Source organism: Roseateles koreensis, from assembly GCF_028595305.1.
GTDB classification, from domain to species: domain Bacteria; phylum Pseudomonadota; class Gammaproteobacteria; order Burkholderiales; family Burkholderiaceae_C; genus Paucibacter_A; species Paucibacter_A koreensis.
Genome location: NZ_JAQQXS010000018.1, coordinates 1 through 22300 on the forward strand (window position 1 = coordinate 1; position 22300 = coordinate 22300).

Sequence of the window (22300 nt, forward strand, 5' to 3'; positions counted from 1 at the left end):
CCAGCCCTCCCACCATCAAGATCTCGCCATGCGCGAAATTGATCAGGTTGATGATCCCGTACACCATCGTGTACCCCAGCGCCACCAGCGCGTACATGCTGCCAAGCACCAGACCATTGATGATCTGTTGCATAAAAGTTTCCATAGCCGGCTTCCTTTAAAAATATATCTGTGGCACAACGCCATGAGCAACGTGCTGATTTGCGTCAAAGCTTGCAATCGACGTGCCAAAAGTCACAATGCGCGGGTATACACCGAGTGCCCTCCAGCGTACACACCCCCGGCCGCGCCGCGCCGCCCCAGGCCTAGAGCGGAAAACCACACCCCCGCACGCCGACATGGGCGGAATTCAGCACGACTTGCCGCCTACGCCCGCCCAAATGTCCGACGCAATGCCTGGACATGCCTCCCATCAACAGGCGACAGCCGCGCCAGCTTTAGGCACACTGCGGGCCTGATGAGCAAGCAGGCCCCTTCCCTCGTACCCCGTATGCCCCGCATACCCAGGCCCGCGCTGTCCGGGCTGGTGCATCGCCTGAGCCACCCCAGCACGGTGGCCGGCATGGCCTTGGGGTTGATGGCCTTGGGGCTGGCCATCGGCCATCACGTGAGTGAGCAATCAGGCATGGAGCAGTTGGCCGCCGTTGCGGCCGAGCGCCTGGAGTTGTACGCCGCGAGCCTGGAAGCTGAATTGGCCCGTTACGACTACCTGCCCCGCCTGATTGCCATCGACAAGGAATTGATGACTGCCCTTGATCGACCGGGCGACGCCGCCTTGCGCCAACGCTGCAGCCAAAAGTTAGCCCGCATCACGGCCCGCGCCGGCCTGGGCCTGATTTTCATCATTGACGATCACCAACGCATCGTTGCCTCCAGCGAAGACTACGCCAGCCCGACGCGCACGGCCGAAACGCCTGCCGATGCCATCATGCGTCGCCTGAGCTCGCATATTTTGGCCAGCAGCGCGCCCTTCTTTGCCGCGACAGAGGCCAACGCCAGCAGCGATTACATCATGGTGCAGCGCCTGCAACAGGGCGAAAGACCTGCCGGCCATGTGGTGGCGGTGCTCAACCTCGCCCCCCTCGAAGCCACTTGGGTGGACCAGGGCTTGCGCTCACAGGGCGAGAAATTGCTGGTGGTGGACAAACATGACGTGGTGATCATGTCCTCCGTACCGGGCTGGAAATATCACTTGATGAAGCCCATTCCATCCGCCGACCGCGACGCCCTGCGCGCAACCGGCCTGTATGCCGGTTCGCTGGACGCCACACTGGGCATCGCGACCGAAGACTTATCGCACCAAGACACCAGTTGGGTGCGCGTGCCTGCCCCGGATGCGCCCACAAACACTGCACAAACCGTCGAGCTCTTGGCCCAAGAGCGTGCGGTAGTTCCACTCGACCTGCGTCTGGTCACCCTGTCGGACCCCACGGAAGTCTGGCGCCATGCCCGTTTTGCGGCCTGGGGCGGCGGCGCTGTCGGGGCCAGTCTTGGGCTTTTGATGCTGTATTTGGCGTACCGCCGACGCGTTCTGCAGCAACTGTTTCGAGCGAGCGAAGCCCTCAAGCGCGCCCACAGCGAGTTGGAGTGTGAAGTCAGTGAACGCACGCAAGAACTGCGCACCAGCAACGACGAATTGAAACATCAGATTGCCCAGCGCCTGAAGGCCGAAGGCGAATTGATTCAGGCGGGCAAGCTGGCTGTGTTGGGGCAGATGTCGGCCGGCATTTCACACGAGATCAACCAACCGCTCACCGCGCTGCGTGCGCTGTCTCGCAACAGCTTGCTCCTTATTGAAAAAGGTCGCAGCCAGACCGTGGCGGAGAACTTGCGTGCCATTGACGATATGGTGGAACGCATGACCCGCATCACGCGGCAACTCAAGAGCTTCGCCCGAAAAACCGAAGCGGCACAGGCCCCTGCCACCTTGGGAAATGCCATCAAAGGCGCCCGCCTTCTGCTGGATCACCGCATCACGGCCGAGCAGGTGACCCTGGACATCGACATCCCCGACACCCTGCGCGTGACGGGTGATGGCAATCGTTTGGAGCAGGTGCTGGTCAATTTGATGGGCAATGCGCTGGACACCATGCAAGCGTGCCCGCAGAAGATCCTGCGCATCAGCACCCGCCCGGACGGCCCGCGCGTTTGGGTGTGCATCAGCGACACCGGCCCCGGTTTACCGCCTCACCTGATGGCTCGGCTGTTCGAGCCCTTCTTCACCACCAAGCCCGCCGGGCAAGGCCTGGGGCTGGGGCTCGTCATATCGTCGAAAATCGTGCATGAGTTTGGCGGGCAGTTGTTAGCCTACTCCAATGCGCCCGACGGCCCCGGCATGCGATTTGAATTTGATTTGGAACGGAGAGACTGATCCCCATGTTCGAGGGCTACAAGATTTTGTTCGTCGAAGACGACCCCCCGGTGCGCGCCAGCCTGACCCAGACCCTGGAGTTGGAAGGGCTGGAGGTTTGCGCCTGCGCCAGTGCTGAAGAGGCCCTCCCCCATATCCAGGCTGGCGCGCAGATCGTGGTGGCCACCGATGTCCGCCTGCCCGGCATGGACGGTTTGAGCTTGCTGAAGCATGCCGTCGCGATTGACCCCGACATCCCCGTGGTGCTGGTTACCGCCCACGGGGATGTGGCCATGGCTGTTGACGCTATGCGCGCGGGTGCCTACGACTTTCTTGAAAAGCCGTTTGCGCCCGAACGCTTCGTCGACACCCTCAAACGCGCCCTCGAAAAGCGCGTTCTGCGCGTGGCGGTGGATGAATTGCGGGGGCAACTGCAGCGCCGCAGTGGCGTGGAGGCGGTACTGCTCGGCAATTCGCCGGCCATGCAGCAGGTACGCGCCCAAGTGCTCAATCTGGCGAACACCTCGGCTGACGTGATGATTCTGGGCGAAACCGGCACAGGCAAAGAATTGGTCGCCCGATGCCTTCACGACCAAAGCAACCGGCGCGACCGCAACTTTGTGGCCATCAATTGCGGCGGGCTCCCGGAGGCCCTGTTTGAAAGCGAATTGTTCGGCCACGAACCCGGCGCCTACACGTCGGCCGGCAAACGCCGAATCGGAAAAATAGAGCATGCCAACGGCGGCACACTCTTGCTGGATGAAATCGAAACCATGCCCATCAACCTGCAGATCAAACTGCTGCGGGTGTTGCAGGAGCGCCGGGTGGAGCGGCTGGGGTCGAACGAAGAGTTGCCGATCAACGTGCGCATCATTGCCGCGACCAAGGCCGACTTGCGGCGATTGAGCGAAGAAGGCAAATTTCGCGGCGACTTGTACTACCGGCTCAATGTCGCCACGCTGCAATTGCCCCCGCTGAGCGCCCGCCGGGACGACATACCGCTTCTGTTCGAACATTTTGTCGGGCAGGCTTGCGCACGGTATGAACGCCCCGCGCCTGAGTTGTCACCCCAACGCCTGCGCGAATTGATGGCGCACGACTGGCCGGGCAACGTCCGTGAAGTACGCAATGCCGCTGACCGCTTTGTGCTGGCGATTCAAAGCGACGAAGGCAGCCAGCCCCTGGATGCTCCCACGCCAGGACACAGTCTGGCGGAACAAATGGATTTGGTCGAAAAAGCCTTGATCGAACAAGCCCTGCGTAAATGCCAGGGCCGTATCCCGTCCGCCATGGAAATGCTCGGCACCGCCAAGAAGACGCTGTACGACAAGCTGCACCGTCACGGCATTGAGTTAGATCGTTTCAGGGAGCCGCCGCGCGACAGTCACCGATAAGCCGCAGGATCAGCGGCGTCGGTGGGTTTTTGAATCACGCGTTTGAAAGCCTCACTCATGCCCAAGTTGAGATTGAATCCGCGCGATGGAATGACCGACTGAAACCACTTCTTGTAAATGGCCTGGATCTCGCCACGCTGATACAGCCCGAAGATGACCGCGTCAACCAAGCCCTTGAAAACAGGGTCACCATGAGGGAGGCCGATGCCATAGGGCTCAACCGAAAACGCCTCGTCAGAAATAACGAACTCCGCAGGATTGGGCGCGGTGATTTTCGCCATACGTAACAGCACATCGTCCATGGCATAGGCAACCGCGCGATCGGTCTGCAGCAGACGAAACGAATCCCGGTCATCAAGCCCCACCAGGATCTTCATGTCCAGTTGACGACTCTGGTTGATCTGGTGCAAAAACTGGATGCTGGTTGTCGCAATGGTGGAGGCAACCGATTTGCCCCGCAAATCCTCCAAGCTGTGCACCGGGGCGGACCGCTTGGACATGATCCGGCTTTCTGCCACAAAGGTGGTCAGAGAAAACGCCTGCGTCTTCTGGCGCTCTATGGTGTTGGAGGTCACGCCGCACTCAAGATCGACCGAACCGTTGGCCACAAGAGGCATGCGCGTTGCGGAGGTGACGGGCAAAAATTTAAGTTCAATATCCGGAAGATCCAGGCGTTTTTTGATGGCGTCGACCACCAACAAACACAGGTCCAACGAATAGCCCGTGGGTTTGAGTTTTGCGTCGAGGTATGAAAACGGTGGCAATGCCACCCGGTAGCCGATGACGACCAGCCCGGCATCATGAATCTTTCGCAGCGTGAGCGACTCCGAAAGCACTGTGCTTACGGCATTCGCTCCATTCACTGCGGACGCCCCCGGCGCCACAGCGCTAGGCGCCGCAGACACACTCGCTGAAGCGCCGCCCGCGCCCTGTCCATTGGTACCCAAACCAGCGCCATACGCGCAGGAAAAATAAGCGCCCGCCGCAATCGCAACGAGCAGGCTACGCGTTAGGCAAGCAATCAAAAAATATCGAAACAAAGGAAACAGCAACGAGCGAGATGAGTGGCAGATTTTCATTCAGCCGCACATTGTCGCCAGGTCTCGGTCCGCCACAAGGGCGAGTGCCCCAATTGCCAACACTTCAGCGAAATGCCAGCGCTAACCCATGTTGACCGTCGCTAGCCCGTGCTCACCAATTTGCGCAGACGGGCTAGGTCTTCCACGGTGTCAACGTCCACCAGCACGCCGGGATCGTCCACCTCAACCGGTTGAGAGGGATAGCGGGCAACGATTCGCCGCGCACCTTCATCGCCATGTAAACCCACCAACTCAGAATAGAGTTCGGCACTGAACCCGACGGGATGGCCTTGGCGACCCTTGTACTGCGCAAAGGCCACGGCGTAATGCGTTAGCGCATCGGCAACTGCCAAGATGCTGCTAGGGCGCAGCAAAGGCATGTCTGCCGGCATGATCAACCATCCCTCGGCATTGCCACTGGCACTGACCCCCGCCGCAATGGAATGCCCCATCCCGACGGGCGCCGGGCGCCCCTGCTTGTCGAAGTCGGGCAACACCACCAAATCAGCCGGGGTAACCCAGCGTTGAACTGCCGCCTGCAGCTTGCTGGTAGTGACGACAACAACTTGCAAACCCGTCGCAACGGCGTTGCGCAAACTGCGCGACAGCACGGTGTCAACGGTCGCGTCATGGGCAGGGTCCGGCGCGAGCACAAGGCCTGCGGCAGCAAGCGGGAACCCCGTGGCGGACGGCTCACCAAGGCGCTGAGCCAACTTGTGCCCTTCGCCTTGAAATCGAATGCCTCGTCCGGCCGCCAAAACGACCAGCGCAGGTTGCGCTTTTTTCATCCCTGCACCTTGATCCCTGTATCTCTCCCGACGCATCGACCAGTCGAACCGCCAGCCTGACACGCACGCACAGCATGCCCCCGTGATTGACATCACGGAACTGGGGCCATTACCTAAGGTATTTCACGTGCCAGCGCATTGGCAACTGAAGAGCCAGGCACGCGATGCAGCGAAAAACACAGCATACTTGCACCTATGAGCAAACTATCTGACATCCGCAAAAGTTACGAACAAGGCGAGCTGGATGAGCACCTCAGCGCGGCAGAGCCGCTGGCGCAGTTCCAACTCTGGCTGGACGAGGCGCTGGCCAGCAAAATTCCTGAGCCCAACGCCATGACGGTCGCAACGGTCGGGCCGAATGGCCATCCCTCGACCCGCATCGTGCTCATCAAAAGCTATGACGCCCGAGGCATCGTGTGGTTCACCAACTACGACAGCCGCAAAGGCCGGGAGTTGGCCGAAAACCCAAACGCCGCGCTGCAATTCCATTGGGTGGAACTGGAGCGGGTGGTGCGAATCGAAGGGCGCGTCGAACGCGTTGACGCCGCGGAGTCCGATGCCTACTTCCATTCACGCCCCTTGGACTCGCGCCTCGGCGCCTGGGCGTCTCCGCAAAGCCAGGTCATCGAAAGCCGGGCCGTTTTGGTCAGCAATGCCGCCAAAGTCGCCCTCACCCAAGGATTGAATCCCGAACGCCCTCCACATTGGGGCGGCTATCGCCTGGTGCCGCAGCGTTGGGAATTTTGGCAAGGGCGCAAATCGCGCCTACACGACCGCATTTGCTACCGGGAAGCTGACGGGCGTTGGATCAAGGAACGCCTGGCCCCTTGAGCGCGTACTCTCCCCGTCATCTCGACACAGGCCTTAGAACCGGATCTGAATACCAGCATGCAGAGACCGCCCCGGCAAGGGGCTGAGATCACGAATGGTCGGCACCGAGGTCGCGCTATATGCCAGCCTGTTGGTGAGATTGTCCAGTTTTAAGTACCACAAGGCGTCAGACTGCCCCAGCATGAATTGCCGGGCGATGCTGGCCTTGAGCATGCCGTAACCGGCCGTTGGCGTGTCCAGCGCCGGCACCCGGTCCTGGCGGGCAACCAAGTGCCACTCCACACGGCCCGACCACGGCCCTTGCTGCGCCTCCACCGTAAAACTGGCGCGCAGCGGCGCAAGCCTTGGCAACGGCTCACCGCTGGCCTCATTGGTGCCACGCACGCCGTCGAGTTGGGCGGAGAGTGTCAGCAGCGCCCCCGGTGCCACGGCGGCAAGCTGAGTCGCCGGCACACTCCAACGTCCTTCCAACTCGAACCCTTGCAGCAAGGCCGGCACCGATTTGAAGGCGTACACAGGCAGGGTGCTACCGCCGTCCTGCGGCAATTGTTCACCCGTTGCAGCCAGGGCGATATAGCTGGAAAACTTGGTGCGGTAGACATTCAGGCGAAGCAAGTTGCCTGAGGCCTTCCATTGCACGCCAAAATCCAAGCCATTGGCTTTTTCAAGCCCAAGATTGATGTCGCCCCGCTCGTAAGCACCGCTGGCCACATGTACACCATTGGCATGCAGTTCGTAGAACATGGGCGCGCGCTCAGTGCTGTTGAGATTGGCGCTTAGGCTCAAACCTTGAGCCACCTCAGGCAACTGATAACTGGCACTGAGCGAAAAACTGTGCGGCTGATACTTGCTGAGCAGGGGCGCGCCAAATTTGGCCTCGACCCCGGCGGCATCGCCGTCCGCGTCGATACGCACAGACTCAGCCCGAGCACCTACGGACAATGCCAGTGGCCCCGCGTCAAGCTCCTCCAGCACGAACAAGGCGCCATTCTCCGTGCGCGAACTCGGCACCAGGGCTTCAGCACCCAATGCCGAAAAATTCGACTGATCCCACTGAACGCCCACCAAGCCATGAACCGGCCCAAGCGGGCCGTGCTGGGCTTCCACGCGCAAATCGGTCCCGGTGCTTTTGAACATCGTGCCGACGGCGCCAGACCCTTCGATCTCTTTATGTTCGTAATCGCTGCGGCTGAGCTGCCAGGTCACGCGCTGCAGCAAAGCCTGGCCGTCACCGGCTTGAGCCCGCCATTCACCCGCCGTGGCCACCCGTTGGCGCTGCATATTGATCTTGACGTCGGGCTCGACCGTAACCCCGTAGTCATTGCGGTAGTCGTCCAGCGAGACCCCGACATACCCATGGGCAAACACATAAGAGCCCCCCAACGCGCCCCCATGGCTGTTGGCCGCTGAGTTGCGCACATGGTCGGTGAGCCCATCCACACTGGTAAAGCTCGGCGTGGCCTGATCGCCCGCGCTGCGCGCCGCGAAATCGGCATGCCAGGCCCATCCCGACTGACCTTGCGCTGAGCCGCCATCCAAAACCAAAGCGCCATTGCGCTCATTGGCGGCCCCCCCGAGGCGAAATTCAGCTGCGCCCCCCACACCCTGGACGAGTTTGCGCGGAATACGGTTGTCCAGCGTGTTGACCACCCCGCCAATCGCGTTGCCGCCGTACAGCAGGGCCCCTGCCCCGCGCAGAACTTCCACCCGGTCGATCACCAGGGGGTCGATTGGAATGGCGTGGTCGAAGCTCAAACTGGACGCATCGACCGACGCGCCCGAGTTGCTGAGCATGCGAATCCGGTCTCCGTCCAGGCCCCGAATGGTCGGGCGATTGCTGTTGGGGCCAAAATAACTCGAAGCCACACCGGGCAGGCCGTCCAGCGTTTCGCCCAGCGTTGAAGCGCGGCGCAGGATCAGGGCATCGCCTTCCAGGACATCAACAGCCTGCGCTTGTTCTTCATGCTGCAGCGGGTTTCCAGTCAGCACAACCCGGTCCAATTTTTCAGCGCTGGCGCCTGAACTCGATGCGCTCAAAGCCCCAGGCGGCGGGTTGTTGGGCTCGGCTTGAACAGAGATGGCCATGAGCCCGGCAAAAGAAAGGCACAACAGGCTGGCGCCGACGGCCAAGGGCCGGCGCGCAAATAAGGTCGTTTGCATAAAAATCTCGGTGGCGGCTTTGAGCGCGTCGCTCAAAGCCGCAAACAATGTGCTGCCCCTCATCACAGATGTGAAGACAAAGGGCCCTGACAGCGTCAAACCGAGAGAGGCGGGCCCCGTGCGCCGCGTTTCCAAAACACGGCAGGACTTGCATTGATGTACGCGGGCATTGCATGCGCCAGCACAGCCGACGACGGCGGTGTTACCACGGCATCAGCGCCCGGCATATGGTCATGAACCATATGGTCAAAAAGCTGACAAAACGCGTCGCCGGCCTGGTGACCCCAGAGATTGGCCTGAGGAGCCATGCCCTTGGGCGTCAGAGACTTGTCGCCCGCCAGCTCATCTACTCGCTCCGCAGCGTCAAGGGACAGTACCGCCGCGTGGGCCACCCGGTGCCACAAACCCAGGCCTTGCGCACCCAGCAAACAAAACGCGCACAGCAACGCCAGCCAAAACTGGCGGGAGGCTTGCGGTTGATGGCGGGCGGCGGCTTGCATCGTTGCTGGAATGAAATCTCAACTATCGTTCAACAGCGGCGAGCCTGTCACCGGCACGCTCGTTGCACAAGCCGCTTATTTTGCCCGCATCTTCATGACAATACGAAAGCTCAGGGCAAGCCGCTTTGGTAACCCGTTATCAACGTGCGCGCTCAATCGCGTAACAAACGCTTGAACGTGCTCGTGAACTTGTCTACTTTGGCAGCGACCACAAAGGCGCAGTAGGCCTGCTCGGGATGGTTGGCGTAGTAGTGCTGGTGATAGCCTTCCGCTGGCCAATAGTTGCGCTCTGGCATTAACTCGGTCACCACTTGACCAGGGTAGGCCCGCCGTACTTCAGCCAGCACTTGCTGTGCTTCGGTCAATTGCGCATCCCCATGCACGTAGATGCCCGAGCGGTATTGCGAGCCCACATCCGCCCCTTGCCGATTGAGCGTGGTGGGGTCATGAATCGCAAAAAACACGTGCAACAAGTCCACCAAGCTCACCTGGGCCGGGTCAAAGTCGATACGCACCACCTCGGCATGCCCGCTGTTGCCGCTGCAAACTTGCTCGTAACTGGGGTCGAGTGACTCGCCGTTGCAGTACCCCGACTCGACATGCGCCACCCCGCGAACCCGCTCAAACACGGCCTCAAGGCACCAAAAACAGCCCCCTCCCAGGGTGATGCGTTGCAAAGGCGTTGGCAGATCGTTCATGCGTCGGGGTCTTTCCTGGGGGGGAGTCAATCAATGGCCAGTTTGAGTTCAGCCATGGGCTTCCAGAGGGCATCTCCATCATCGCTCGTGTGGAGTTTAGGGGCGGCCACAAAAATGCGCTGGTTGGGAAGGCCTTTGGCGATGAGTGCATCACGCACGGCGACGCCACGGGCCACACTCAGCGTCCGTGCCGTTTCAGCGTTAGCTGGGTAACTAGGCAACAGCAGCGCTCGCATCTCGTCGCCAGAAATATCTTTGGCAAACCCCAGCACATTGCGCGGTTTGTTGGGCAGCTTGGTCGCCTCATAAACCAGCTTCAACAAGCGGGCGCGGTCAGCGTCGCTGAGCACCAAAAAACCTGCAGCTTGAGCGTCCGCACCAGCCGTCTGGCGGCGCTGCAACTCAAGCCTGCGCTGGGCCAGCATGGCCGCATCCAACTGCGCCTCTTGCATGGCCAGCCGTTCACGCGCCAGGTCCACTTCACCCACGATGGTCAGGTTCAAGGTTGGCCGGTCGATCAGCATGCGGGCAATCTTGTCCAGCACTTCGGGCGATTTGGGTATCGCACTACCGGGCAAAAATTCAATCTGGCTGTGATCAACGCCACCCTTGCCCGCCAGCAAGGAGAACGGCGAGGTCAGGGCCTTCCCGATCAAATTCAAAATCAGCTTGCCGATCACCCCGCCCACGCTGAACTGCGGGTCGTTGAGGGAGCCTGAAATTGGCAACTCCACATCGATCACCCCATCACTGTCTTTCAACAAAGACACCGCGAGACGCACCGGCAACTTGGTGGCATCCGGGCTGTTGACGGCATCCCCGAAGGTCAACTGATTGAGGATCAATTGATTGTTTGCCTGCAAGGCGCCATTGGCCTCGATCTTGTAAGCAACCTTGCTAGAGAATTTGCCGCGCTCGATGGCATAGCCCGCGTACTTCTCCGAGTAAGGCGACATCGGCGCAAGTTCAATGTCTGTGGCTGAGGCCTTGATGTCCAGTGTCAAAGGCGCCCCCAAAGGGTTGAGCGCGCCATCGATTTCCAAAAGACCGGTGCCAGCCACCCGCCCGCGCAATTGCAGCGGCGCCATCTCGGGATTGCCACTGCGCACGGCACCCAGACTCCCCTCCAACTCGGTCAGCTGAGCACTGTAGTTAGGACGCACAAAATGGTCGGCAAAGTCGACCCGACCTTTACGGACAACGGCTTGGCCCAAGCTGATTTGCACAGGCAGCCCTTGAGCCGATGCTGCGGATGTTGCTACCGAAGCAGTCGCAGGACCATTCGCGCTGGCCAGCGCCGGGCTACTCGCTGCGGCAGGTTGGCCGCCGCTTGACGCTGGCGCGCTGGCCTTCACATCGCGCAGATTGAAGCGCCCATTCTCATTGATCAGCAAGCTGGCGAAGAAGTCGTTCAGGCGCAGTACCTTGATCGCCAATTCAGGTGGGGCGCCCGGCTTCATCTCGAACTGAACGCCGTCCAGATTGAGCGCTTGCCAGCTGAGTAAGTCAGGGCTTGATTCACCGCTGCCGGCAGCCACACGGCCCTGGTGCGCGCTCAAATCAGCCAGCAGCAAATCGCCGCTCACGCTGGCCCGCCAGTCCTTGGCCACTTGGCGAACGTTGAAATCACCCCGCCAGCCCAGATCAGCCCGTTGCAACTGCAGATTCAAGCCGGGGTCCATATAGGCATCCAAGAGTTGAATGGGCAGGCGCTCGGCTCGCAATTTGCCACTTGCCGCCAACGGCGCCAAGGACAGACGACCATCCCACCGGAAATCTCCCGCGGGCCGAGCGGACGCCTGCGCGAGCTTGGGGGTCGCCTTCACACTGGCATTGGAACTGGCACGCCCACCGTTGACAGGCGCTTGTCGCGCCAGGCTGGCTCCGCCCAGGCTGAAGCTCAGCTGCGCACGGCTGGCGCCCACCGTCTTGGGCCAAGCCAGCGGCCCCAAACGCAGCTTCAACTGATCAGCGACCAGGCTGGCCACGCCCGCCGGTGCCGCAGCGTCCTGAAAACGCACCAATCCCCGGTCGACCTGCAGGGCCTGCAAGGCCACTTGCCATTCTGCGGACTTGCCAGAAGCTGGCTTGACCGGCTGAACCGAAGTCGCCACTTGGGCTGCATTTGAACCGGGAGCCAGCGACTCGTCAGGACCCGACAATCGCAGCACGGAGCGGCTGCTTGCCGGTGTTTTGTGCGCGCGCCGATCTACTGCGGACGGGGTCGACGCCTCGGCCACCATTGAATTCTCGGCACGCCCCACGCGCCGTCGATCGGCAGCGTTAGGCGACGGCACCAACGCCTGCCAATTCCAGGCCGAATTTTTGGCACGCGCAAGAGAAACCTGGGGGGCATCGACACTCAGGGTGCCCAGATTCACTAACCTGTCGGCGTAATTCAGATCCAGATGGTCCAAGCGCAGCGCCGCCAACCGCAAAATAGTGTCCGCCGGCGAGGCATGCGGATCGGAGAGCGCCAAGGTGCTCAACTCAAAGTCACTCATCTGCACCGTCAAGCGGCTCAGCGGCTCCGCCGCCAGCGGCTGCGGTACCGCCACGCTCACCTGACCTGCAGCGAGTGCTCGCAACTTCACCGGCAACTGGGCCGACCAATAGGGTTCAAACCATTGCAAGGCGAGTTGCGACCACTGCATGCCAAGCTTCAAATCATCAGGGCTCACGCTGCCTTCGCCCTTGATTGCGGCCGACTCGGCAATTGCGCTGGCATCAGCGCCCCCCGCTTTGCCACGGCCTCTGGCACCCGCTGCCTCAACGACGAGCGGCTGAATTTGCATTGAAAATTTCAACGCGGCAGGCTTTTCCAAAGGCCATTGCATTCCACTGAGCGCAATCCTCAGGTCCTTGACTTGCAGACGAGACGCCCCCGGCACGGCGGCGTCGGCCCAGCTCATGCCGCTGTCGCTCAGGGTGAATTTCGTGACGCTGAAACCCCAGGGCATTGACGCGCCAGCGGCGGCGCTCGGCGCCGGCTTGGCAACCGCTGAGGCACCCCGCCCGGCTTTGCTGACCCCACTGCCCCCGGCAGCAGGTGGCACAGGCAACCAGACAACGCCGTTGGCATCGCGGTTCAAGGCCAGTTGCAGTCCTTGCCAGTTCACTTCACCCAGAGCGATTTTGCGTTGAACTGGCTGAACATCGTCCAGAGCGATGTCCAATTTTTGCCACTTCAGCCAGGGCTCACCCGTGGGCTTTTGAAGCACAAATTCGCGCAAACCAAGCTGCCCTCGAATGTCCACCTTGGGCGCTTGCTTGGGCGGCTGCCTGAAATTCAGGGACAGGTCGGCATCTACCCAACCGCTCACCAGTTGTAAGGGCAGGGATTTGGGTAGATAGGCGATGTAAGGCGTCAAGTCCAGCGCATTCAGCTTGAATGAAAGTTGCGCCTCCCGCTGTTCAGAGAAGGGCAATGCGGCGCCTTCGCTACCAAACGACACCCCGTTCAAAACACCAGACACAGCAGGTTGAACCTTGACCGCAATGTCCGCATGGCGCGTCGAGACAAACGGCAAACCTACATGCAACTGCTTCAACACATGCACACACCCGACCGGCTGATCGTCCAACACCAACTCGCCGTCGGTGACCGAGATGTTGTAGATGGCCAGGGCCAGCGGCTCCGACGAAGGTTTGGCGGTGGAGGGGCCACTGAACTTGGTGATCAGGTCGTCCACGTCATAAGCGCCGGGCCCCGTGCGGCTCACATGCAAAACCGGGTGGGTGACCGAAATCTCCTGCACCACGGGGCTGAAATACCAAAGCGACCGCGCCGACAAGGCCAGATCAAGTTTGCCCAGCGTGAAAAGTGGCTGGCTTTGTCCGGGCAAGCCGGCAATCTGGACATCATCCACGACAAGCCCCAAACGCCAGGGCTGGACGGACACGGCGCCAATCTTGACTTCACGTCCCAAAGCCTCGCCAGCCGCGCGCGCGCCCATTCCCTGGATCAAGCGAGGTAGGGCGAAAACACTCAACAGCAGCAAAATCACGAGCACCGTAAACAACCCGATGAGCCAGCGTTGCCAGGATTTCATGCTTGAGTGAGTGGGAGTTTTTGCTTGTGTGGGCACGTCAAAGAAATTTCGCTGATCAAGAAGAAAATGGCTCACGATGCCATGCTCGCGGCCTGCTGCTGAGGCTATTTCCAGCCCCACGACGGCGCGCTGCGATGATCGGGTTGCCGGATATCGCTTACGCATAACTCCAGCCCCAATCGCCACAGGGACAATCATGCCAGCGCCCTACATCATTCTCGGAATTTTTCGTGAACCTATTCAACTTCGCTCAAGATTTAAAGCCATTATTCTTGACGCTGCTGCTGCCACCGACCCCCTTTCTCGCCCTGCTGTTGCTGGGCGCCGTGGCGATGCGGCGTGGCCGCTGGCCAAGCCGACTGGCCCTGGGCCTCGGCGCTTTGGGCATTTGGCTCAGTTGCACGGAAGGATTCGCACAATTCTTGGCAGAGAAGTTGATCCACGTTCCGCCCCCCTTGAGTGCGGAGGCACTCGAGGACTTGAAAACCCAAGCCAAAGGCGAACGAAAAGTTGCAGTCCTTGTGCTCGGAGGGGGCGCACGCAATCTATCGCCGGAGTACCATGCCCCCGCCCTGAAACCCATTACCGAAGAGCGACTGCGATACGGCGCCTGGGTGGCCAAAACAATTCAAGCCCCACTCGGATTTTCCGGGGGGATTGGTTGGGGTGCGGCGCACCTGCGTATCGCGGAAGCAGTTGTGGCGCATGAGTCCGCCCAAAACACCTACGGCGTCCCGCTGCGCTGGTCTGAAAGCCGCTCGCGCGACACCCGAGAAAATGCAGAATTGACGCTGCCTATGCTTCAAGCAGATGGCGTGCAGACAGTCATCCTGGTCACGCATGACCTGCACATGCGCCGGGCAATGCGCGCCTTTTCAAAAGCCGCAACCGGCCAATTCACCTTCATCGCCGCCCCGGTCGGGCTCCGCAGAGAAACCGAATTTTCTTGGCAAGATTGGTGTCCAAGCGAAGAAGGCTTGCCCCGAGTCCGCTACGCGGTCTATGAATGGCTGGGGCTATTGGCTGGGCATTGAGCGGTGTCGCCATCGCCCTGTGCATTGAATGCGCCACTCAGCAGTTCCGGCAAGCGCGCCACGCTCATCCTGAAGCCGCAGGCCTGAGCATGCCCGCCGCCGCCTAAGCTTTCGGCCAAGGGAATGCAATCAAAGTTGCGCTGTGAGCGCAGCCCGCATTTCACCGCACCGCCCTGCCCCGCACTCCACATCAAAGCAAAAGTGCCGGATTTCGCTGACAGCAAATCCCCCACGAAGCTGTGGAACATGCCTGGGGCATTGACCATCAAGCCCTCAATGCCATTGAATGTCAGCGGCTGGGCTCCTTCGGCCAAGTCAAAACACAGCTTGCGGTATTTCTCGTCCATCGCAGCGCCACGCGCCATGAAGGCCGTCAACTCCGCTTGATTGAACGCCGAGATTTCCTGCCAACGAACAAACTCCCTGGGCTCCATGTCCAGCGCCGACAAAAAGGCGCCGCTCTCGGGATACTGCCAAGCCCAAATGTCCCGGTCTTCGATGTAACGCACCAGATCGGGCAAAGGCTGTTCGGGATGGAAGAACTCCCATGCCAAACGCGCACCCGACTTGCTCATGTCAAAGTGAACCACGCCGCAGCGGCAGCGGAAGCCTGTGAGCTTTTCAGCCGCGCTCTTGTGATGATCCAAGAGCACCAACTTGGCGGCACTCGCATCGATACCGCTCAAAATTTCAGCGGAAAACGAAAAGTCGAGCACATAGACCGCCCGCCCCGCCACAGGCGGCAAATCGGCCAGCGTCTGAACCTGTCCGTGATCAAGCCCAATAAATTCGGCGTTCCCCGCGTAATAGATCCAGGCTGCAAGTGCCGCCGCAAAGCCATCGGAACAGCCTTTACCGTGGAAAAGAACCAAAGGCCTGGGGTCATCAAGGCACGGTGCGAGCAACAACTGCAGAGGAAGAATAGATTTCATAGGGCGTGAATTGTCACCGCACTTGACCCTCACCGGGTGTCTCCAGGACGAACGGTTGCACTCAACCCCAAGAAGCCCAAAAGCAGCCTGGTTACTCGCCCCCCATATATGCCCCCAAGGCCCATCGGATACCCGCAGCGTGCGCCGCCTGGAAGCGCCATCACCCAGCGTGCGCACCGCAACCTGGGCGTGCCTCTGCGGTCAGTAGGCTTTGCCGCAGTACGTGGTCGAACATCGCTGTGAAGTCTTCAACGGGGCGCGCTGCGATCGCCTCACGTCGAACGCAAACTCCGAAAACGGGTTCACGATCACCCAGAGCTGAACACCCACCATACCCTTAAGAATTCGACTACTGTCAAGTCTTACACACCCTATTGGGGGGGGGTTGGCTAAATTCTGGAACTCCATATCAAAATAGAAATCGTGTAATTTCGCGCAGGTTAATTTAAAATTTTCTGGAAAATTATAAAAAATACCCCCACTACAGATCGCTGATCTCGAGTATAACGTGCTGCCAAAGGGCACATCAGACTCAGGAGTCGGCCACATTTGTGGCGTGATCATTCTTCTCTGAATACTTTATTAACTAGCTTAAATAAATAGGTAGATGGTGGAGGCGATCCATGTTGCCACCCTCCTTTTCTCTGCAACGATGGTAAGCAATAACATTTCTTGAGTCTCAACCTGCTTGTATCGATTCCAGAAAATTTTTTGCCGCCTCAATTTTATATCGATGAGGATTCTCTGAAGATTATTTTGTTTCCTGAAGTAAATACAGCTTCGAAGCGACTGACCTTGCTTAAACTGGCAAGTTTAATCGGCAATATAAATACTTTAGATTTACTAACGGAAACCATTTCAGGAACCAATTGTTTTAGAACCAAGGTGGGCGCGGCAAAAGCTGCAATGGCGCTTATGCCGATTGAGTCTCATGATTCATTCAAGGGAAGCCTCGGCTTCGATCCAACCTCGCTGGATGTGTCGATCGCATCTGGATATGGACGTGAACAAACAATTCCTCGTCAGATTTGAAAATATCTGACTCTGAAATTTGATGCCACCTCCATTCAATTCAGTCGCAATGACTTCATTTGTACTTTTTTCCACCTATTCAGGGCATTATGCGAAAATCTTTAGTTTCCTGGATAAAGGCGGTCTTCAGTATCTCGAAGGATGTAGTACTGAATACTTGCCCAACTTTGATGGCAACCCCTCTGGAGATTGGAGCAATGGTTTCATTGTTGGCTGCCGACGGCATTCGTCAAATTGATGATCAGACATGGAAGGATCTAGATCTTGATTGTTTTACCAAGCGCGCCTCACAAGATTTGAGCGTTACCGGGCAGATATTCCTGCACCTGCGACTTCGCAACGGAGGCACAGTGGAGGATATTGCCCGCTTTCGTACCATCTTAGAGTGTTCGATAGATGTTCCTGTATTCTTGGATATATTCACCAAGATGCGTGCTGCTCCCGTTAACATCTGCACTCCACTTTTTGTCTCGAATTTTTTCGCTGCCCCTGCATTAGGCAGGTTAGCGTGGATTCCCATCCCGCTGCTAGCCGCCTCTATGTTGCTATTAAAATTCTCGCTGTTTGGCTGGCTGGGTGTGGTATGTTCACTCACCTTCTCCGCACTCATTTCTATTCGACTCCATCTTTCGATGAAGTCTTGGCATCAGCAGCGAGAAGTACTTTTGAACGCAATTGTCGCAGCTCGTCTGATTAGAGTTCAATTACCTGGTGAAATACTGTCTCGATTGAATCTACCCACAGAAAATCAGCTTGACGAATTGCAGAGTCAATTTCGTTCGACTATCTGGGGCCGTTTTGATGGCGTAGCGGAGTACGCCAACCTTCTATTTCTTACTCAATACACGGAGATGTACCGCCAACTAAAGGCCATCAAAGTTCAAAAACAAACGTTTCGCGAACTTGTAAAATCGCTCAGTGCCTTTGAGGCTGACTTGGGTATCCTAAATGACGCACAGAAGAATAGTTTGACTCTTTCTTTGGTTGGTTCGGCAACTCTGGATCAGATTGTTCTATGTGGCCTCCAAAACCCTTTGCTGCCATCTGGTGCGCCCATGTCTATTGAGTTTAATAACAAAGGAATGTTACTTACAGGCAAGAATGGTATCGGCAAGAGCACACTTTTGCGAACGATTGGCATCAGCGTTGTACTTCATCGAGCCTTCGGCGTTGCGTATGCAAACCAAGCTCGAATTGGCTGTAATTTTGTGATGAGCAGTATGCGTATTGATGACAGCCTAGTTTTTGGCGATAGTTCTCATGTTGCTGAAGCCAAAAGGATTCGGGACATGATTGCGTTTGACGGCGCTGAAAACGGTTGTTTGTACATCATCGACGAAGTCTTCAATGCGACGAATTATATCGAGGCCGTTGCAGCAGCTGTCCCGGCACTTTATCGCCTGGCGAATCGCGGGCTTTTGTTAGTCTCGACTCATAACCTTATTTATGTACCTCTTTTACGCGGAATTCTGCAGCCGATGAAACTAGAAGCTGCGCATGACGGTTTCCGCATTTTGGAGAATGGCGTCATGGGTGAGACCAATGGACTCGACATTCTTGAGGAAATTGGCTTTGATGAGCGCCTTGTTCGGCAATCTCGGCTGCTAGCTGCTAGGCTAGAGGAGATGCTGGTAAATCCAGACGAAGCACATTTGCTCACCATTGGTAAACTTGTACAGCGCTGAACATGCCCCTCGCGCGCAGCCAATCCACCAAACTTAAACCATTCCTGGACATAATATATTTTGCAAGCTGTTGATTTATTTGAATAAATTTCACTCAACAAGATTGCCTCAGACGGTTTTAATACTGTGAATTCATCCCGTGCCCTACGCTGGAGTTGTTGGATCGCATTCATTCGGACGAGTTCGCGCAATTGGCGCGGCACCCCAACTAGAAACAAGGCAAAGGACAGCCGCAAGGACTGCCCGTAGCTCCAAGAAGATTACGCTGTACTGTGCGCACGCCATTTTTACTTCAAGCTTCTCGGCCAGGATCAGGACTCATTCCTCGTCCATGAGAACGTCTACCTGATCGAGGCCGAGGATGATGATCAAGCCACTAAGGCAGCGGCTGAGATTGGCAAGAACAACGAAGATGCCGGCGACGATGGGCACCTTGAACTCAACGAGCAAAAAGCGGCTTATCTCTTTGCTGGCATCCGAAAGGTCATCGAGGTAGAACCGAGCCCTGTCCCGGCAAGTGCAGCGGGGCTGATCGGGTTGGAGTTGAGCTATTCAGAGTTCGAGGTCGATACCCTAGACCAGGTTCTCGCTCTTGCCTGTGGCGACATGATTGAAGTCTTGTACAGGGAATGATGTTCACACCCAAGGCATCCGCCTCGAAGTCGCGCAGGACGTTCTGGGCGCACTTCTCGCCCACTAGTCCGAAGCAGCGGCGCAAGCGCTGGAGGCCGCAAACCCCGAACCCGACCATCTGGCCGAGATTAAGGTCAAGCAGCGCAAATTGCGCGCCCTGCCCTTGGGGCCAGTTACCCGCAGAGCTACCCACACGCATGCTGGATGTATGGGCGTCGATATGACCCTATGCGGACAAGAAAAAGGCCCTAAGTCGTTGATTTACTTAGGGCCTTGGTCGTTTACGCACCTATGCGTGCGGGTAAGTGGTGGAGCCGGCGGGAATTGAACCCGCGTCCGCAAACCATCACCGGGCAGTTCTACATACTTAGCCGTCTGATTTAAATCTCACGGGCCAGATCGCGCAGCGGCACGCTATCTTTCCCGCCAGTCACTTAATCTCGTTCTGTACCGAGTAACCCGATCCAAAACCAGCCCATGTGAATGACTTCTCAGCCTGTTGTCTTACGACTTGGGCCCGGCCCATGGGCCAACCGTTGAGAAGCTCACGCGCAATTAAGCGGCGAGTGCGAACGTAGAGTCGTTTGCAGTTACTTTGTTTCCAGTGGTTTTACGAGCGAACTGGTGCTCGGTATGCCCTACTCCGGATCCGCATCCACGTCGAAACCTGGTCGGCCCCAGAACTTGCTATTTTAGGCCAGTCCGAGCACTTGCAAGAGCTCAAGAGGACTGGAAAGCACAATATCTGCGCGCCAATCGGCAATTGAGGCGCCATTTCCGAGATAGCCCCACGCTGCTGCAGCGGTTTGCATCCCTGCAGCCCGACCCGCAACGATGTCCCGCTCGTCATCACCAACGTAAATGCAGCACGCCGGAGTCACGTCCGCACGCCGCGCGGCCTCCAACAAGGGGGCCGGATGAGGTTTGGCATGGGGCGTGGTATCGCCGCCAATGATGACGCAAGCGTGGGTGTGCAAGCCCAAGGCCGTGACCAAAGGGATCGCGAATCTTTCCACTTTGTTGGTCACCACCCCCCATGGGAGCCCCGTCTGATCCAAGGCGTGGAGCATGCTTTGGACATGGTCAAACATGGCGGTTTCACGGGTCAAACGTTGTTCGTAACGATCTAAAAATTCTTGTTTGAGTGCCTCGTATTCGTCGTGCTCAGGCGCGACGTTGAGCGCCGCACCCAGCATGCCGCGCGCGCCAGCCCCCACAAGGGGGCGCAATGTCGCCAAGCTCAGGGGTGCCAAGCCACGGATTTGGCGCATTTCATTGGCAGCACCCGCCAGATCTGGGGCACTATCGACCAAAGTACCGTCCAGATCGAACAGCACCGCAGCCACGCCTGAAGGTTTGAACGCCATCGTTTGCGCTGCCTCCGCCATATCTGCCGACTCGCCGCCCCGTCGAACCGTCATACGATCACCGGTTTACGACAGGCCAGCATGTAGTTGACGTCGGTATCGGCCCCCAGGCTGTAGCGCTGGGTGAGCGGGTTGTAAGTCAGCCCGCGGCTGCTCTGCAATTCAAGCCCGGCGTCGCGGCAAAACTGAGCAAGTTCAGAGGGGCGAATGAATCGGGCATATTCGTGCGTGCCTGCGGGCAGCATCTTGAGCATGTATTCAGCACCCACAATGGCCAACATGAAAGACTTCAAGTTGCGATTGAGTGTGGAGAAAAACACCCAGCCACCGGGTTTGACCAAGTCAGCGCAGGCCTGAACGACAGACGCCGGGTCTGGCACGTGTTCCAGCATTTCCATGCAGGTCACCAGATCGAAGCTGGCGGGGCGCTCCTGTGCCAGTGCCTCCACCGCAATTTCACGGTACTCCACACCTTCGGTTCCGGCCTCCATGGCATGCAACTGCGCGACCTTCAAGGGCTTGGTCGACAGATCAATGCCCAAAGTCTGAGCGCCGCGCCGCGCCAGTGAGTCGCTCAGGATGCCGCCGCCGCAGCCCACATCCAGGGCCGTTTTACCCGCGATCGAGGAATGGCCGGCGATCCAGTCCAAGCGCAGCGGATTAATTTGGTGCAGCGGCTTGAATTCGCTGTCGACATCCCACCAGCGGTGGGCCAATTCGCCAAATTTGGCGAGCTCTTGAGGGTCAGCATTGATCATGGTATGAATGGTAAACGAAGCGGAACCGTTGGGGCTTCACGAATAAAACACCGGGTCGCGCCGCGTTGATTCAACAAAGGTCAGGCAAAAAAAAGCCCCGCATACGCGGGGCCTTGCCGTGCAAAACGCCCGAAGGCGTTTGCAGACTGATTACTTCGTGCGGGTACCGACGACTTCGATTTCCACGCGACGATTCTTGGCGCGGCCTTCCTTGGTCTTGTTGTCGGCAACAGGAGCCTTCTCGCCCTTGCCTTCGGTGTAGACGCGGTTCTTTTCAGCACCGGCGCCAACCAAGTAGGCCTTGACAGCTTCAGCACGCTTGACCGACAGCTTCTGGTTGTAAGCTGCAGTGCCAACGGAGTCAGTGTGACCCACGGCAATGATGACTTCCAGGTTCAGACCCTTGGTCTTGGCCAGCAGGTCGTCCAGCTTAGCCTTGGCTTCGGGTTTCAACGTAGCCTTGTCGAAGTCGAAGAATGCGTCAGCAGCGAAAGTCACCTTCTCGCTGACCGGAGCCGGGACGGGCTTCGGTGCGGGAGGAGCCGGAGGAGCCACCACTGCAGGAGGAGCAACAGGAGCCGGTGCCTCGACCTTCGGGGCAGGCTTCAGTGCGCCGTCGCAATCGGCCGCTGCCGTAGCAGGCGTCCAGTTGGCATCGCGCCAGCAATATTCATTGGTGCCGTTTTTCCAAACGGTGCCATCAGTTGCGCGCCAGTTGTCGACCGTTTGCGCGAATGCGCCAGACGCAGCAAAAGCAGCGACCACAGCGACAGACATCAGCGACGCCACTCGATTCAATTTCTTCATGATTCTCCTCTCAAGGAATGCCGCAGTTGCCCTGCGAGTGCCCAGTAAGTGCTTGAACAAAACCTTAGATAGATCCGCTAATGCGGGTTTCTCCTAGGGACTCATCGATTGTGCCATAGGGCACCGATAGCTTCGTATTGTGGCGGCCTGAAGTGAATCAGTTGGCGAGAATGTTGCGCTGCTGCTACAGCCGCAGGCCT

Annotated in this window: 17 protein-coding genes and 1 other RNA gene; 6 read left to right on the forward strand and 12 right to left on the reverse strand. The window is 58.4% G+C overall.

All coding sequences use genetic code 11. The features are described from left to right. A partial coding sequence (locus PRZ01_RS17175; protein ID WP_409993870.1) for an ABC transporter permease subunit occupies nt 1-145 on the reverse strand: 145 nt, incomplete at its 3' end. Between the two features lie 345 nt (nt 146-490). On the opposite strand from PRZ01_RS17175, the gene PRZ01_RS17180 reads away from it, so the two are divergent. Both PRZ01_RS17180 and PRZ01_RS17185 read left to right on the forward strand, forming a co-directional pair. Continuing rightward, nucleotides 491-2371 (forward strand): sensor histidine kinase, encoded by a 1881-nt coding sequence (locus tag PRZ01_RS17180; RefSeq protein ID WP_273598067.1) that lies wholly within the window; start codon nt 491-493, stop codon nt 2369-2371. A 5-nt stretch (nt 2372-2376) separates the two neighbouring features. Next, a complete protein-coding gene (locus PRZ01_RS17185) occupies nt 2377-3744 on the forward strand; it encodes a sigma-54-dependent transcriptional regulator (RefSeq protein WP_273598068.1) in 1368 nt (455 codons plus the stop codon). Here the strand turns inward: PRZ01_RS17185 and PRZ01_RS17190 are convergent. Both PRZ01_RS17190 and PRZ01_RS17195 read right to left on the reverse strand, forming a co-directional pair. Then, complete coding sequence (locus PRZ01_RS17190) at nt 3735-4628, reverse strand: amino acid ABC transporter substrate-binding protein (RefSeq protein ID WP_273598069.1); 894 nt, start codon at nt 4626-4628, stop codon at nt 3735-3737. The two genes, PRZ01_RS17185 and PRZ01_RS17190, sit on opposite strands and share 10 nt — an antisense overlap. 296 nt (nt 4629-4924) lie before the next feature. Then, entirely contained in the window at nt 4925-5611 is a 687-nt protein-coding gene (locus tag PRZ01_RS17195; protein WP_273598070.1) for a nucleotidyltransferase family protein, read from the reverse strand. A 195-nt stretch (nt 5612-5806) separates the two neighbouring features. Between PRZ01_RS17195 and pdxH the strand changes: the two genes are divergently transcribed. Further along, nucleotides 5807-6442, forward strand: a complete 636-nt coding sequence (pdxH, locus tag PRZ01_RS17200; protein WP_273598071.1) for a pyridoxamine 5'-phosphate oxidase — start codon at nt 5807-5809, stop codon at nt 6440-6442. Nucleotides 6443-6475: 33 nt separating this feature from the next. On the opposite strand, the gene PRZ01_RS17205 is transcribed toward pdxH, so the two are convergent. The 4 genes from PRZ01_RS17205 to PRZ01_RS17220 all read right to left on the reverse strand — a co-directional run bounded on the left by PRZ01_RS17205 (nt 6476) and on the right by PRZ01_RS17220 (nt 13852). Continuing rightward, complete coding sequence (locus PRZ01_RS17205; protein ID WP_273598072.1) at nt 6476-8665, reverse strand: TonB-dependent receptor; 2190 nt, start codon at nt 8663-8665, stop codon at nt 6476-6478. A gap of 32 nt (nt 8666-8697) precedes the next feature. Beyond that, a complete protein-coding gene (locus tag PRZ01_RS17210; protein ID WP_273598073.1) occupies nt 8698-9102 on the reverse strand; it encodes a hypothetical protein in 405 nt (134 codons plus the stop codon). A 152-nt stretch (nt 9103-9254) separates the two neighbouring features. Next, nucleotides 9255-9800 carry a peptide-methionine (S)-S-oxide reductase MsrA gene (gene msrA / locus PRZ01_RS17215; protein ID WP_273598074.1) on the reverse strand — a complete coding sequence of 182 codons (546 nt, stop codon included), beginning with the start codon at nt 9798-9800 and terminating at the stop codon, nt 9255-9257. Nucleotides 9801-9826: 26 nt separating this feature from the next. Further along, nucleotides 9827-13852, reverse strand: a complete 4026-nt coding sequence (locus PRZ01_RS17220; RefSeq protein WP_273598075.1) for a DUF748 domain-containing protein — start codon at nt 13850-13852, stop codon at nt 9827-9829. 479 nt (nt 13853-14331) lie between these two features. Here PRZ01_RS17220 and PRZ01_RS17225 point away from each other — a divergent pair, with 479 nt between their 5' ends. Then, nucleotides 14332-14886, forward strand: a complete 555-nt coding sequence (locus PRZ01_RS17225) for a YdcF family protein (protein ID WP_273598076.1) — start codon at nt 14332-14334, stop codon at nt 14884-14886. Here the strand turns inward: PRZ01_RS17225 and PRZ01_RS17230 are convergent. Continuing rightward, nucleotides 14853-15818 carry a DHH family phosphoesterase gene (locus tag PRZ01_RS17230; RefSeq protein WP_273598077.1) on the reverse strand — a complete coding sequence of 322 codons (966 nt, stop codon included), beginning with the start codon at nt 15816-15818 and terminating at the stop codon, nt 14853-14855. The genes PRZ01_RS17225 and PRZ01_RS17230 overlap by 34 nt on opposite strands. A gap of 672 nt (nt 15819-16490) precedes the next feature. On the opposite strand from PRZ01_RS17230, the gene PRZ01_RS17235 reads away from it, so the two are divergent. Beyond that, nucleotides 16491-16850, forward strand: coding sequence for a hypothetical protein (locus PRZ01_RS17235; RefSeq protein WP_273598078.1), 360 nt, complete (start codon nt 16491-16493; stop codon nt 16848-16850). A gap of 170 nt (nt 16851-17020) precedes the next feature. Further along, nucleotides 17021-18535: a MutS-related protein gene (locus PRZ01_RS17240; RefSeq protein ID WP_273598079.1), complete on the forward strand. Its 1515-nt coding sequence runs from the start codon at nt 17021-17023 to the stop codon at nt 18533-18535. Between the two features lie 939 nt (nt 18536-19474). On the opposite strand, the gene ssrA is transcribed toward PRZ01_RS17240, so the two are convergent. The 4 genes from ssrA to ompA form a co-directional block, all read right to left on the reverse strand. Further along, nucleotides 19475-19847, reverse strand: a transfer-messenger RNA (tmRNA) gene (ssrA, locus tag PRZ01_RS17245). A 13-nt stretch (nt 19848-19860) separates the two neighbouring features. Beyond that, nucleotides 19861-20535, reverse strand: coding sequence for a phosphoglycolate phosphatase (gph, locus tag PRZ01_RS17250; protein WP_273598126.1), 675 nt, complete (start codon nt 20533-20535; stop codon nt 19861-19863). Between the two features lie 50 nt (nt 20536-20585). Beyond that, entirely contained in the window at nt 20586-21293 is a 708-nt protein-coding gene (gene ubiG / locus PRZ01_RS17255) for a bifunctional 2-polyprenyl-6-hydroxyphenol methylase/3-demethylubiquinol 3-O-methyltransferase UbiG (protein WP_273598080.1), read from the reverse strand. A gap of 150 nt (nt 21294-21443) precedes the next feature. After that, a complete protein-coding gene (gene ompA / locus PRZ01_RS17260; protein WP_273598081.1) occupies nt 21444-22100 on the reverse strand; it encodes an outer membrane protein OmpA in 657 nt (218 codons plus the stop codon). Nucleotides 22101-22300: the final 200 nt, after the last annotated feature.

What these genes read in the sequence shown, in the direction of transcription:
- PRZ01_RS17180 (WP_273598067.1), top strand. Translation starts at nt 491, where the DNA reads ATGCCCCGCATACCCAGGCCCGCGCTGTCCGGGCTGGTGCATCGCCTG.
- PRZ01_RS17185 (WP_273598068.1), top strand. Translation starts at nt 2,377, where the DNA reads ATGTTCGAGGGCTACAAGATTTTGTTCGTCGAAGACGACCCCCCGGTG.
- PRZ01_RS17195 (WP_273598070.1), bottom strand. Translation starts at nt 5,611, where the DNA reads ATGAAAAAAGCGCAACCTGCGCTGGTCGTTTTGGCGGCCGGACGAGGC.
- pdxH (WP_273598071.1), top strand. Translation starts at nt 5,807, where the DNA reads ATGAGCAAACTATCTGACATCCGCAAAAGTTACGAACAAGGCGAGCTG.
- PRZ01_RS17205 (WP_273598072.1), bottom strand. Translation starts at nt 8,665, where the DNA reads ATGAGGGGCAGCACATTGTTTGCGGCTTTGAGCGACGCGCTCAAAGCC.
- PRZ01_RS17210 (WP_273598073.1), bottom strand. Translation starts at nt 9,102, where the DNA reads ATGCAAGCCGCCGCCCGCCATCAACCGCAAGCCTCCCGCCAGTTTTGG.
- msrA (WP_273598074.1), bottom strand. Translation starts at nt 9,800, where the DNA reads ATGAACGATCTGCCAACGCCTTTGCAACGCATCACCCTGGGAGGGGGC.
- PRZ01_RS17220 (WP_273598075.1), bottom strand. Translation starts at nt 13,852, where the DNA reads ATGAAATCCTGGCAACGCTGGCTCATCGGGTTGTTTACGGTGCTCGTG.
- PRZ01_RS17230 (WP_273598077.1), bottom strand. Translation starts at nt 15,818, where the DNA reads ATGAAATCTATTCTTCCTCTGCAGTTGTTGCTCGCACCGTGCCTTGAT.
- PRZ01_RS17240 (WP_273598079.1), top strand. Translation starts at nt 17,021, where the DNA reads ATGGCAACCCCTCTGGAGATTGGAGCAATGGTTTCATTGTTGGCTGCC.
- gph (WP_273598126.1), bottom strand. Translation starts at nt 20,535, where the DNA reads ATGGCGTTCAAACCTTCAGGCGTGGCTGCGGTGCTGTTCGATCTGGAC.
- ubiG (WP_273598080.1), bottom strand. Translation starts at nt 21,293, where the DNA reads ATGATCAATGCTGACCCTCAAGAGCTCGCCAAATTTGGCGAATTGGCC.
- ompA (WP_273598081.1), bottom strand. Translation starts at nt 22,100, where the DNA reads ATGAAGAAATTGAATCGAGTGGCGTCGCTGATGTCTGTCGCTGTGGTC.